Source organism: Microvirga sp. KLBC 81 (assembly GCF_003075415.1).
Classification (GTDB): Bacteria; Pseudomonadota; Alphaproteobacteria; order Rhizobiales; family Beijerinckiaceae; genus Microvirga.
In genome coordinates, this window is record NZ_QDAH01000045.1 from 19,547 (window position 1) to 32,114 (window position 12,568).

A 12,568-nucleotide genomic window follows, 5' to 3' on the forward strand; every position below is an offset into this window, starting at 1 on the left:
TGGCATTTGCTTTTGAGCGTTAGAAGAAAGTGTCGAGACCGGTGACGATCGCGTAGACGAAGCCAAGGCTGAGCACCATGCCGACGGACCCGATGACCAGCCCGCCGATGATCACGAGCCCGTCCCGCTCCACGAGCCCGAGGCCGACGAGGCACACGGCGAGGCCTAGAGGAATCTGCCCCACGAAGGGCGGCGCGAAGAGGAGCCCGAGCGCCATCACCAGGATGATTGCGCCCATGAGGCGCATGGCGACAGGGGTATCGAGGAAAGTCATCCGCGGACGCGAGAAGCGCTCCAGCCTGCGGAAAGCGGGCATCGCCCGCCCAACGGCCCGCTCCACATCGGTGCGGGCGAGCGAGCGGTTCATGAGTTGACCGGGCAGCCAGGGAGCCTCGCGACCAAAAACGATCTGGATGGCGACCAGCCCCAGAAGCAGGCCGCAGACCAGAGGAATCGGCGGCGGCATGGGCAGGCAGTTCGGCAGCCCCAGCAGCACGATGAGGAGCGCGAAGGCTCTATCCTGCAGCACGGCCATGATGTCGCGCACGGTCAGGCGCTCGCCTGGCTGCGAGGCAAGGGCGAGCAGGATCTGCGATGTGCGAGCGTTGGAAAACAAGGAGCCCTGGCCAGTTCGAGGCGACGAGCCTCTCTATAGCATCGGACCCAAAAGTGGAATGCACTTTTGGGACCCACCCGACGCCTATTTCCTAGGAGAGCGCTTCGTCGGATGCGACCCGAAGGGCCGCGCTAGCGAATAACCGGATTCCCTTTTCGCTGACGCGGCCCTTCGGGTCGCTGACACGGACCTCTGGTTCCGCACGATGCTCCCGCCGAGTTGAGCCTCCGGGCCAAGGCTCATCCAAAATTCATCACTCTCAATGGATGTTGATTTCCCCCGAGACGGCCCGGAACTCGGCAGGGCGGATCAACTGCGCATGAGTGATGGTGACTGAATGAAGCGGCCCCGCCAATTCCCGTTTCCAGAATTCGAGAAAATCGATGAGCACCGGGAAGCGGGGTGCAAGATCGTAGTCTTGCCAGATATAGGTCTGCAGGAGCGTAGGATGATCCGGCATCCGATAGAGTATCTGGGCGGTCGTCAGCCCGTAGCCTTCCATCTGGCGGATGAAATCCTTGGATGCCATGAGAACTCCCTCTCTAGTCTCGAGATCCAGAGGCAGGCACCCACCCGATCATGAGGGCGATGTCCTGCCCTATGCTCAAGTCTAAATCTTGATCGCACTTCCCGGTTCCCGCAAGACGCCGGAAGGCGTGAACTGCAAAGTTCAAGCAGGCGTGATCTGCTTGTGGAAATAAGTCGTCGGGCACAGTCCGCCCTGCGGCCACAGGGCATAGTTCGGGATAACGCCCACGCGCTCCCAGCCGAGACGGGTGTAGAGGCGCTCCGCATCGCTTCCGGTCACCGTATCGAGCACGAGCACGCTCTTCCCGGCTTTGCGTGCAGCATCTTCGGCCGCGAGCATGAGAGCGGCGCCGACGCCGCGCTTTCGCGCTCTGCGATGCACCAGCATCTTGGATATATCCGCGCGGTGGGGCTGGTTTTCGGGCTGCTTGAGAACGACCTGCACAGTACCGACAATCTCACCGTCCTCGTCCGCCACGAGAAGGATGCGCTCGCCTGCGGCAACGCCATCGGCGACGCCCCTCCAGAACGTATCCGCCTTGTCCCGCGTCATTGGCAGCATGAAGCTCACGGAGGCTCCGCCCTCGACGCAATCGATCAGAATCTTGGACAGGGCGCCGATCTGCTCGGCAGCCTCTCTCGGCGACAGGGTGCGGATGGTGACGGTCTCGCTCATGCGAACCTCCTCAACGATTTGAAGGCTTGGCCTCGGTGGTCAGAGCCACCAGGTAGCGGGCGGATTGGCCGGACAGGTTGCGGAAGATCGTCGGTCGCTCGATGTCCATGCACAGGCAGTCGCCGGCGGAGAGTTGGTAGGTCTCGTCGCCGAGTCCCAGTTCGATCTCACCATCGATGATCCAGATCTGCTGGTTCACGCCCACGGAGCGGCGACCCGTGTCGTAGGCGACCCGGGCGCCCGCCGGCAGGATCACCTCGACGAGTTCGATGGGAGACGGAAAGCCCGGAGGCGACAGGTTGCGGCGCACATATCCGCTATCCGGATCACGCCAGACGCGCTGCTCGGCCCGGCGCGCCAAGGGCGAGGCCCCGGCGTTTTCCTTCTCGGCGAACAAGGAAGCGAGCGTGACACCCAGGCCCGCCGCCAACTTGTCGAGCACCACTGCCGTGGGGCTGCTCTCACCTCGCTCAATGAGGGAAATCATCGAGCGGCTCACACCGGTGCGCTCAGCCAATCCATCGAGGGTCAAACCGCGCTCCGCACGCAATCCGCGCAGACGCTCAGCGAGATGTGCATTAATATTGGAGATCTCTTCCATGAAGGTAGAATGCAATTCCAATATAATGGAGTCAATGGCCGCGCTGTTCCTGTTTCATCGAAGCGGTGTAAAAACCTGGCTTCCATGGAGACGCGGTCTTGCCTCGATAAGCGTTTAGCCGGCGACGAGGAGAAAACCTGAGAATGCGCTTCGCCTTTGCCGGAATCGATTTTCTCGGAGACGTGTTCGAGACCCTAATCGCCGAGGGCTGGCAACCGGTGAAGCTTTTCAGCCGTCCCTGCGACAGCATCTATGATTTCAATGACATCACGGTCTCCCGCGCCCGCAGCCTGCGGATCCCGGTTCAGATGTCACGTATCACTCCGGCCGATCTTGCGGCGCTGAAAGCGTCAGGCTGCCAGGTGCTGGTGGTGGCGGGCTATCCCTGGCTCATCAGAGGTTGGGAGCAGCATGTTCCCTATGCCCTCAACTTCCACCCCTCGCCCCTTCCGAGCGGGCGCGGCCCCTACCCTCTGTTCAAGGCGATTCTCGATGACGTCCCGGAATGGGGCGTTACGGCCCACACCCTGGAGCCCGCCTTCGATACTGGTCCCATCCTCACCCAGAGGCACTTCCCCTTAGCCCCTCAGGAAACTCACGATACGCTGCTCGCCAAATGTCAGATGGCGGCCAAGGAGATCGCGGGCCAGCTGGTCGATGATCTCCCCCGGCTTTGGGAAGAGGCCAAGCCGCAAGGGCCCGGCACCTACTGGCCTCGGATCACGCAGACCGAAAGGACGATCAACTGGACAGGAAGCATCGAGGACGTCCTTCGCACGATCCGCGCCTTCGGCTCCATCGAGGCCTTCGCGCAGGTCGATTCCCGCTACGTCTATGTGTGGGAGGCCTCCGGCTGGCGGGAGGAGCACGGCTTCAGGCCGGGATCCCTCGTCCACAAGCACCGCAAGCACATGGTCGTCGCGGCAAAGGACGGTTTCATCCAGATCACCGGTTGGAGCCCTTACGCGCCGGGACCGGCCAGGGCAACGTGAAACTCAGCGCCGACGCTTCAGCAACTTCCAGGCTTGCCGGAGAAGAACGATATTTCTGATGAGCTTGAGCATGGACGCACCTCCAGGAGCATGTGCCTTTAAGGGAGGTCGGGATCGAAGGTTCCAAGGGTTCACCGCCCTCGAAGCCTCACAACTCGTGATAGAGCCGCCCCTGATAGACCAGCGCCGGCTTTGGTTCGCCGAGGCGGATGTTCACGATCTCGCCGATGATCACGTGGTGGGTGGCGACGACGCGGGCATCGCTCAGGCGGCAATCGAAGGAGACGAGGCTCGTGGTGAGCGCAGGTGCGCCGGTGACGAGCTTGTCCCACTCCCCTTTCGAGAAGCGATCCGGTCCGTGAAGCTCGGTTCGGCCGGCAAAGACATTCGCCAGGGCCTGATCGTCTGCAGCCAAGGTATTCACGCAGAATACCCTGTTGGACAGGAGCGCCTGCGCCGAGCGGGCGGCCGTGTTGACGCAGACCAGGAGCGAGGCCGGCTCGTCGGTCACGGGGGTGACGGCGGTGGCCGTGAAACCGGCGATTCCGGCCGGCCCATCCGTGGTGACCACGTGAACAGCTGCGGCAACGCGGCTCATGCCCTCACGGAAGAGGGCAGAGTCGAGACCAGGGGCACCGGTTGCGGCGGACGAGGGAGGAGCGGGAGTCTTCAACATGTTCTTCCAGGAAGCCTCTCCCACTCTTTCGAGCGGAGCACAAGGCCGTTGCCGTCCATATGGGTCCTCCGTGCAGGCTTTGGAAGCGGCCCTTCGGGGCTTGCTTCCAATTGGATCAAACCATGCCGAATATTCCATCAAGAAGACCGATAGGAATCATAACAGTACGTTGTCGAACGAAAAACCGTTTGCTAGAGACCCGCTTAGCTGACGTATCGGCTTGGCCTTGCACCCACATCGTGCTTTGTTGAGCCTTTCCCAAAGCAAGACCCGCTTCCAGAGGGCTAAGGGTAGGACATGGAAATCTTTGTGCAGCAGCTCATCAACGGGCTGACGCTGGGGTCGATCTACGGCCTCATCGCCATCGGTTACACGATGGTCTTCGGTATCATCGGCATGGTGAACTTCGCCCACGGCGACGTCTTCATGCTTTCCGCGTTTGTCGCGCTCATCTTCTTCCTGATCCTGACGACATGGCTCGGGATCTCATCCATCGCGCTGGCACTTCTCATCGTGCTCATCGTCGCGATGGTGCTCACCTCCCTATGGGGCTGGGCCATCGAGCGCATCGCCTATCGGCCCCTGCGCGGCTCGTTCCGCCTGGCGCCGCTGATCTCGGCCATCGGCGTCTCGATCTTCCTGGCGAACTTCGTGCAGGTGGCGCAAGGAGCGCGCAACAAGCCGATCCCGCCCATGGTGCAGGACGTGGTCGTGCTGTTCCAGGGCGAGAGCGGCTACAATGTGGCGATCTCCTACAAGCAGATCATCATCATGGCCGTGACTGCGGTGCTGCTGACGATCTTCTGGTATCTTGTCCAGAAGACTTCGCTCGGCCGCGCCCAGCGCGCCTGCGAGCAGGACCGCAAGATGGCATCGCTTTTGGGCATCAACGTGGACCGCACGATCTCGCTAACCTTCGTGATCGGCGCGGCGCTCGCCTCGGTCGCAGGCACCATGTATCTGCTCTATTACGGTGTCGTGAGCTTCAACGACGGCTTCGTGCCGGGCGTGAAGGCCTTCACGGCTGCGGTTCTGGGCGGCATCGGCTCGCTCCCGGGCGCGGTTCTCGGCGGCCTGATCATCGGCCTCATCGAGACCTTCTGGTCCGCTTATTTCTCCATCGAGTACAAGGACGTTGCCGCGTTCTCGATCCTCGCCATCGTTCTGATCTTCATGCCCTCCGGTATTCTCGGACGGCCTGAGGTCGAGAAGGTTTAAGGAGCAACGAGCATGAACGCTCCTTCCATTACGACAACGGCGCAGACGAATGCGGTCACCCGCCGCTTCGATCTCGCCGCTGCTCTGAAAGACTCCGCCAAGTCGGCCCTGATCACCTTGGGTCTCTCGATCCCGATCCTCTCCTACAAGACGGAGCAGAGCGGCGCAGACCTGTTCCTCAGCCAGCGCTGGGGCCTGGTCGCCATCATGTGCGCCCTGGTCTTCGGCCTGCGTCTCTTCCTTCACGCCTTCACGGCGACGAAGGCCTATCGCCAGGCCACGCCCAGCGCCCATCAGGCGACCGAACCGGTTCATGCGGAGCCGAGCGCGTTCCAGCATGTGTCCAAGTTCGCTCTTCCGTTCTTCCTGGGGAGTGCGCTCGCCTTCCCGTTCCTGATCGTTCTGATTCAGGGCGGCCTCAGCGAGTCCCGTTACTGGATCGATCTTGGCGTTCTGATCCTCACCTACGTGATGCTCGGATGGGGCCTCAACATCGTGGTGGGCCTCGCGGGCCTGCTCGATCTCGGCTACGTCGCGTTCTACGCGGTCGGCGCCTATTCCTACGCCCTGCTCTCGACCACGTTCGGCCTGTCGTTCTGGATCTGCCTGCCGCTGGCCGGCATCCTGGCCGCCATGTGGGGGATCATCCTGGGCTTCCCGGTGCTGCGCCTGCGCGGCGACTATCTCGCGATCGTGACCCTCGCCTTCGGCGAGATCATCCGCCTCGTTCTCATCAACTGGGTGGACTTGACGGGCGGCGGCGCCGGCATCTCCTCGATCCCACGCGCGACCTTCTTCGGCATTCCGTTCACGAATAGCGAAGACGGATTCGCGAGCACCTTCGGGCTTGAGTTCAACACCATGCACCGGGGTGTCTTCCTCTACTACCTCATCCTGGCACTGGCTCTGCTCACCAACTTCGTCACCATGCGCCTTCGCAAGCTGCCGGTCGGCCGTGCCTGGGAAGCGCTGCGCGAGGACGAAATCGCCTGCCGTTCGCTCGGCATCAACACCACGAACACCAAGCTCACGGCCTTCGCGCTCGGCGCCATGTTCGGCGGCTTTGCCGGCTCGTTCTTCGCGGTCCGCCAGGGCTTCGTCTCTCCGGAAAGCTTCAACTTCCTGGAATCGGCCATCATCCTGGCCATCGTGGTGCTCGGCGGCATGGGCTCCCAGATCGGCGTGGCGATTGCCGCCATCGTGCTGGTCGGCGGCCCCGAGATCCTGCGTAACCTGACCTTCCTCCAGGCCGTGTTCGGCTCGGGCTTCGACCCGAACGAATACCGCCTGCTGCTCTTCGGCATCGGCATGGTGGCGATGATGGTCTGGCGTCCGCGTGGACTGATCTCGGAACGTGAACCCTCGGTGATCTTGAAAGAGCGCAAGGCCATTTCCGGCTCGCTCGTGAAGGAAGGACACGGCTAATGCGTTGGCTGCAGGATCCCATCCTCGACGTACAGCATCTCACGATGCGCTTCGGCGGCCTCGTTGCCGTCAACGACCTCTCCTTCCAGGCCGGGCGCGGCGACATCACCGCGCTCATCGGCCCGAACGGCGCGGGCAAGACTACGGTCTTCAACTGCATCACCGGCTTCTACAAGCCGACTGAAGGCATGATCGCTCTGCGTAAGCCGGACGGATCGCACCTGCTGCTGGAGAGGCTCCCGGGCTTCGACATCAACTGGAAGGCCAAGGTCGCCCGCACCTTCCAGAACATCCGCCTGTTCTCCGGCATGACCGTGCTCGAGAACCTGCTGGTGGCCCAGCACAACCCGCTCATGATCGCCTCGGGCTTCACCTTCCTCGGCGTCCTCGGGCTCGGCGGCTACCGCAAGGCCGAGAAGGAGGCCATCGAGAAGGCCAAGTTCTGGCTCGCGAAGACCCGCCTCATCGACCGCGCCGACGACCCGGCCGGCGACCTTCCCTACGGCGACCAGCGCCGTCTGGAGATCGCCCGCGCCATGTGCACGGATCCGCTCCTGCTCTGCCTCGACGAGCCGGCGGCGGGCCTCAACCCGCGCGAGTCGCTGGAGCTGAACCAGCTGCTGCTCTCGATCCGCAAGGATCACGGCACCTCGATCCTCCTGATCGAACACGACATGTCCGTGGTCATGGAGATCTCGGATCACGTGGTGGTGCTCGATTACGGCACGAAGATCTCGGACGGCACGCCCTCCGAGGTGCGCAATGATCCCAAGGTCATCGCCGCCTATCTCGGCGTGGCGGATGAAGAAGAGGTGCAGCAAGTCGTAGCGGAGATCGGCGCATGACCGCTGGAGCAAGCATTCAACAAACCGCAGCCCATGCGGGCCGTCAGCCGCTCCTGAGCGTGCGCGGCGTGAAGACCTATTACGGCAACATCATCGCTCTCAAGGGCGTGGACATGGATGTCCATGAAGGCGAGATCGTCACCCTGATCGGCGCCAACGGCGCCGGCAAGTCGACGCTGATGATGACGATCTTCGGCAACCCGCGCGCCCGTGAAGGCACCATCACCTATGCGGGCCGGGACATCACCAAGATGCCGACCCACGAGATCGCGCAACTGTCCATTGCGCAATCGCCCGAAGGCCGCCGCATCTTCCCGCGTATGACCGTGTTCGAGAACCTGCAGATGGGCGCCGCCATCAACGGCATGGCCCATTTCAACCAGGATCTGGAGCGGGTTTGCACCCTCTTCCCGCGCCTGAAGGAGCGCCTTCAGCAGCGCGGCGGCACGCTCTCGGGCGGCGAGCAGCAGATGCTGGCGATCGCCCGCGCGCTCATGAGCCGTCCGCGCCTGCTCCTCCTCGATGAGCCGTCGCTGGGTCTTGCTCCGCTGATCGTCAAGCAGATCTTCGCCATCGTCAAAGAGCTGAACGAGAAGGACGGCATGACGGTCTTCCTCGTGGAGCAGAACGCCTACCATGCCCTCAGGCTCGCCCATCGCGGCTACGTGATGGTGACCGGCAACATCACCATGAGCGGCACCGGCAAGGAACTCTTGGAAAACCCGCAGGTCCGCGCGGCCTATCTCGAAGGAGGGCACCACTAATGCAGGGTATCCTTTACGAAGAGCCCTCGATCTGGCTCTTCCTCCTCATCACCGTGATCATGGGCGGCTGGGGGGCCTGGATGACCGGCCGGGCCATCGCCATCACCTGGCGCCCGTACTGGAATCTGATCCTGTATCTCTTCATCCTCGGCGCAGCCGTCCGGTTCATTCACTTCGCGCTGTTCGGGGGCACCCTGCTCTCGGTTCACTACTACGCAGTGGACACGATCGTGATGCTGATCATCGGCTCCCTCGGGTTCCAGTACACCCGGGCCCGGCAGATGACCACGCAGTACCGCTGGCTCTACGAGCGGAGCGGCCCGTTTTCCTGGCGGGAAAAGGCTTCTGCTACAAAGGGCTAAGTCCAATAAATTCCCAGGTGACATCCGCTTAAAAACCAGCATGATGTTACCTTGGATGACGGGTTCCCCGTCAAACCGGCCCCACGAGGAAGAGGGGCCCATAAAACCACCCAGAGGAGTGACCTCATGAAAAAAATGCTGTTGACCGGCGTGGCGCTTGGTCTTGGCCTCGCCTTCTCCAGCGCAGCCAGCGCGCAGATCAAGATCGGCGTTGCAGGCCCCATCACCGGCCCGAACGCGGCTTTCGGCGCTCAGCTGAAGAACGGCGTCGAGCAGGCTGTCGAGGACATCAATGCCGCTGGCGGCATCAATGGCCAGAAGCTCCAGGTCGTGATCGGCGACGACGTGTCCGATCCGAAGCAGGGCGTGTCCGTTGCCAACAAGTTCGCCGCTGAAGGTGTGAAGATGGTCGTCGGCCACTTCAACTCCGGTGTCTCGATCCCGGCCTCGGAAGTCTATCAGGAAGCCGGCATCGTCCAGATCACCCCCGCCTCCACGAACCCGAAGTTCACTGAGCGCGGCATGTGGAACACCTTCCGTACCTGCGGTCGCGACGACCAGCAGGGCGCCGTTGCCGGCGGCTATCTCGCCGACAAGTTCAAGGGCAAGAAGGTCGCTATCGTCCACGACAAGACCCCCTACGGTAAGGGCCTTGCCGACGAGACCCAGAAGGCCATGAACGGCAAGGGCCTCAAGGAAGTCGTCTACGAAGGCATCAACCCGGGCGAGAAGGACTATTCCGCTCTCGTGTCGAAGCTGAAGCAGGCCGGCGTTGACGTCGTCTATTTCGGCGGTCTCCACACGGAAGCCGGCCTCATCATCCGCCAGATGCGCGACCAGGGCCTCAACGCCCCGATGATGTCGGGTGACGGCATCGTGTCGGCCGAGTTCACCTCGATCGCCGGCCCGGGCGCCGAAGGCACCCTGATGACCTTCTCGCCGGATCCGCGCAAGAACCCGAACGCGAAGGACGCAGTGGCCAAGTTCAAGGCCAAGAACTTCGAGCCTGAAGCCTATACCCTCTACAGCTACGCCGCGGCCCAGATCCTGGTCGAGGCCGCCAAGCAGGCGGGTAGCACGGACGGCAAGAAGATGGCTGACATCATGAAGGCCGGTAAGCCGTTCAAGACCGTCATCGGCGATATCTCCTACGACAAGAAGGGCGACATCACCCGTCCGGACTACATCATGTACGTCTGGAAGAAGGGTGCCGACGGCAAGATCGACTATTCCGGCAACGAGCTTGGCATGTAATCGATCGGCCTAAAGCCGAACGAACAGACCCGCCCTGGCAACAGGGCGGGTTTTTTCATGAAATCCCTTGAGCGAAGCCGATTGCCGCTATGCCCGCGCTCTTCGCCGCCGCAGGCCATCAGGTGATAGCCTGATCTCAGGCGCGCTCGATGCGGGCGGCAAAGCAGCCCCGGCGTGCGAAATGCGCATCCACGTGAGCCACCTGCGGATCGGCCAGGAAGCGCCCGATCACCTCGACCACAGTCTCACCCTCAGCCACCTCAGCATCGACGATCAGGGCCGCAGCATCATAGGCGCGGAGGGACAAGAGCCGGTTCTTCAGGATGGGCGCAAGCTCGCCGAGATAATGGCCCGTCGTGGCCGAGCGGCTGACGAAGATCGGCCCGCTGGCGCGATAAGGCGACGAGGGCGCAGGCTGGTGAACATGGTTGACGAGCAGCAGCTCCTTGCCCACCGGGACACGGGTCAGCGAGACCCGGCAGGGATAGGCATCGGCCTCGTCCGCATAGACCCGCTGGGCACCAATGGACTCAAGGTCCTTGTCGCTGAGCCGGAAAAGAGGGGCAAAGGCTTCTGCCTCAAGGCCGCGAATTTGAAACGTCATGGATGGTCTCCCTGTCGAGACCATCACTCTGCAACCTCAGAAGCGGGAGAACGACCCGATTCCTGTGCTGCCCTACCCTAGCTTGCCGAGAACCGGGAATGTCTCAAGCAGCCAGAAGGACATGTTGGTGATCCACCCTGTGAGAAAGGCGATGCCGGTGAGGATCAGCAGAACGCCCATGGTCTTCTCGACCAGGCCAAAGCGGGAGCGCATGCGCTTCATGAGGGCGACGAAGGGCTTCATGGCGAAGGCCGCAAGCAGGAAGGGAATGCCGAGGCCTGCCGAATAGGCTGCGAGCAGCATGGCGCCGTAGGAGACGCTGTCCTCCGATCCCGCCACCGCCAGAATCGCCGCGAGCACCGGGCCGATGCAGGGTGTCCAGCCGAAGGCGAAGGCAAGGCCCATCACATAGGCGCCCCACAGGCCGATGGGTTTCTCCACATGGAAGCGCGCCTCCCGGTGGAGGAAATGGAGCCTGAAGACGCCTAAGAAATGCACGCCCATGATGATGATGGCGATGCCCGCAATCGTACTCAGGACATCAAGGTACTGCCGGATTACCTGGCCCAGGGCCGAAGCGGTCGCGCCCAGCAGCACGAACACGGTCGCAAAGCCTGCCACGAAGAGCAAAGCTGCCAGCATCGCACGACGGCGCACGGCCCGATCATCCCCGGCGTGCAGCTGGTCGAAGGTCGTGCCTGCGAGAAACGACAGGTATGGCGGGACCAACGGCAGGACACAGGGGCTCAAGAAGCTGATGAGGCCGCCGAGAGCCGCGGCAGGAAAGGAAACGCTGAGCATGAGGCCTTCTAGCCTTTTCCGGCTTCTTGAGAAAGCTGGTGGATGCAAGGCTCGCCTGCTTGTGAAGCCGGCGCTTTTGCGGTTGCCTTAAGGGATGACAGCTTTGCGCAATCTCATCACCGATGTGGCAGGCCTTCGGGTCGGCAATGCCCACGACCCGGAACTCGGCTCCGGGGTCACGGCCGTTCTGTTCGACGAGCCTGCGGTCGCTTCCTATGCCGTGAATGGCGGAGCTCCCGGAACGCGCGACACGGACCTGCTGGAGCCGGACAAGGTCGTGCCGGGCGTCAATGCCATCGTCCTCTCAGGCGGCTCGGCCTATGGTCTCGATGCAGCAGGCGGCGTGCAGGCCTTCCTGCGGGAAAAGGGCATCGGTTTTGCCGTGGGTCCTGCCCTCGTTCCCCTGGTGCCTCAAGCCATCACCTTCGATCTCCTCAACGGCGGCAACAAGGAATGGGGTCGCTATCCGCCCTATCGCGAGCTGGGCTACGAGGCCGCCAAGGCCGCCGGTCTCGACTTCGCGCTCGGCACGGCGGGCGGCGGCTATGGGGCGACAACGGTCGATCTGAAGGGAGGCCTCGGCTCGGCGAGCGCGGTGACGAGCGCAGGCCACACGGTCGGCGCGCTGGTCATCGTCAACGCACTGGCCTCCACCCTGGTCGGAGACGGGCCGCATTTCTGGGCAGGAGCCTATGAGGAGGCCCAAGAGTTCGGAGGCTTAGGGCTGCCGAGTCGGATCACGCCCGAGATGCGCAAGCTCAACTGGAAAGGCCGCGCTCAGGAGGCCGCGCCGCCCATCTCCACAACCATCGCGCTCGTCGCCACGGACGCCGTGCTGACCAAGGCGCAAGCCAAGCGGCTGGCTGTCATTTCCCATGACGGCCACGCGAAGGGCCTGCGCTTCGCCCACGCCCTTTACGACGGAGATACGGTCTTTGCCGCCGCGACAGGCAAGAAGCCCCTGAAGGATGAGGCGGCGGACTTCATCGAGATCGGCGCTCTCGCGGGCGATTGCCTGGCCCGTGCCATCGCACGCGGCGTCTACGAGGCCACCGCCCTGCCCTTCCCTGGCGCGCAAGCAGCGTGGAAGGACAGGTTCGGCGGGCTGGTCAAAGGCTAGGACGCCTTCGCGCACTAAAGTGCTGAAACCATCCTCCATGTCATCACCGGCCCTGTGCCGGTGATCTCGATGAAAAGGGCACAGTG

14 protein-coding genes and 1 pseudogene are annotated in these 12,568 nt (G+C 62.8%); 8 read left to right on the forward strand and 7 right to left on the reverse strand.

The window, feature by feature from the left end; all coding sequences use genetic code 11:
- Positions 1–19: 19 nt before the first annotated feature.
- From DC522_RS22265 to DC522_RS22280, 4 genes are all read right to left on the reverse strand, one after another.
- Positions 20–616, reverse strand: coding sequence for an exopolysaccharide biosynthesis protein (locus DC522_RS22265; RefSeq protein WP_116530817.1), 597 nt, complete (start codon positions 614–616; stop codon positions 20–22).
- Positions 617–875: 259 nt separating this feature from the next.
- Entirely contained in the window at positions 876–1,145 is a 270-nt protein-coding gene (locus DC522_RS22270) for an usg protein (RefSeq protein WP_116530818.1), read from the reverse strand.
- A 141-nt stretch (positions 1,146–1,286) separates the two neighbouring features.
- Positions 1,287–1,820, reverse strand: coding sequence for a GNAT family N-acetyltransferase (locus tag DC522_RS22275; RefSeq protein ID WP_116530819.1), 534 nt, complete (start codon positions 1,818–1,820; stop codon positions 1,287–1,289).
- Between the two features lie 10 nt (positions 1,821–1,830).
- Positions 1,831–2,421, reverse strand: coding sequence for a helix-turn-helix domain-containing protein (locus tag DC522_RS22280; RefSeq protein WP_116530844.1), 591 nt, complete (start codon positions 2,419–2,421; stop codon positions 1,831–1,833).
- Between the two features lie 143 nt (positions 2,422–2,564).
- Here DC522_RS22280 and DC522_RS22285 point away from each other — a divergent pair, with 143 nt between their 5' ends.
- Complete coding sequence (locus DC522_RS22285) at positions 2,565–3,413, forward strand: methionyl-tRNA formyltransferase (RefSeq protein ID WP_116530820.1); 849 nt, start codon at positions 2,565–2,567, stop codon at positions 3,411–3,413.
- Between the two features lie 148 nt (positions 3,414–3,561).
- On the opposite strand, the gene DC522_RS22290 is transcribed toward DC522_RS22285, so the two are convergent.
- Entirely contained in the window at positions 3,562–4,089 is a 528-nt protein-coding gene (locus DC522_RS22290) for a flavin reductase family protein (protein ID WP_116530821.1), read from the reverse strand.
- 297 nt (positions 4,090–4,386) lie between these two features.
- On the opposite strand from DC522_RS22290, the gene DC522_RS22295 reads away from it, so the two are divergent.
- The 6 genes and pseudogenes from DC522_RS22295 (at position 4,387) to DC522_RS22320 (ending at position 9,957) form a co-directional block, all read left to right on the forward strand.
- The gene (locus DC522_RS22295; RefSeq protein ID WP_116530822.1) at positions 4,387–5,307 is read left to right on the forward strand and encodes a branched-chain amino acid ABC transporter permease; all 921 of its coding nucleotides are present in this window, start codon (positions 4,387–4,389) and stop codon (positions 5,305–5,307) included.
- Between the two features lie 12 nt (positions 5,308–5,319).
- Positions 5,320–6,732, forward strand: coding sequence for a high-affinity branched-chain amino acid ABC transporter permease LivM (gene livM / locus DC522_RS22300; protein ID WP_116530823.1), 1,413 nt, complete (start codon positions 5,320–5,322; stop codon positions 6,730–6,732).
- A pseudogene (locus DC522_RS22305) lies at positions 6,732–7,541 on the forward strand (ABC transporter ATP-binding protein); the annotation flags it as partial. The gene livM and the pseudogene DC522_RS22305, both read left to right, overlap by 1 nt.
- Positions 7,542–7,573: 32 nt before the next feature.
- Positions 7,574–8,341, forward strand: a complete 768-nt coding sequence (locus tag DC522_RS22310; RefSeq protein ID WP_116530825.1) for an ABC transporter ATP-binding protein — start codon at positions 7,574–7,576, stop codon at positions 8,339–8,341.
- Positions 8,341–8,703, forward strand: coding sequence for a DUF6867 family protein (locus tag DC522_RS22315; RefSeq protein ID WP_116530826.1), 363 nt, complete (start codon positions 8,341–8,343; stop codon positions 8,701–8,703). The genes DC522_RS22310 and DC522_RS22315 overlap by 1 nt, the downstream gene beginning before the upstream one ends.
- Before the next feature lie 126 nt (positions 8,704–8,829).
- On the forward strand, positions 8,830–9,957 hold the full coding sequence (locus tag DC522_RS22320) for a branched-chain amino acid ABC transporter substrate-binding protein (RefSeq protein WP_165820256.1): 1,128 nt from the start codon (positions 8,830–8,832) through the stop codon (positions 9,955–9,957).
- 136 nt (positions 9,958–10,093) lie between these two features.
- Here DC522_RS22320 and DC522_RS22325 read toward each other — a convergent pair whose 3' ends face one another.
- Positions 10,094–10,561, reverse strand: coding sequence for a DUF1203 domain-containing protein (locus tag DC522_RS22325; protein ID WP_165820257.1), 468 nt, complete (start codon positions 10,559–10,561; stop codon positions 10,094–10,096).
- 72 nt (positions 10,562–10,633) lie between these two features.
- Entirely contained in the window at positions 10,634–11,362 is a 729-nt protein-coding gene (locus DC522_RS22330) for a cytochrome c biogenesis CcdA family protein (protein WP_116530829.1), read from the reverse strand.
- Positions 11,363–11,465: 103 nt separating this feature from the next.
- Here DC522_RS22330 and DC522_RS22335 point away from each other — a divergent pair, with 103 nt between their 5' ends.
- Positions 11,466–12,482 (forward strand): P1 family peptidase, encoded by a 1,017-nt coding sequence (locus DC522_RS22335; protein WP_116530845.1) that lies wholly within the window; start codon positions 11,466–11,468, stop codon positions 12,480–12,482.
- Positions 12,483–12,568: the final 86 nt, after the last annotated feature.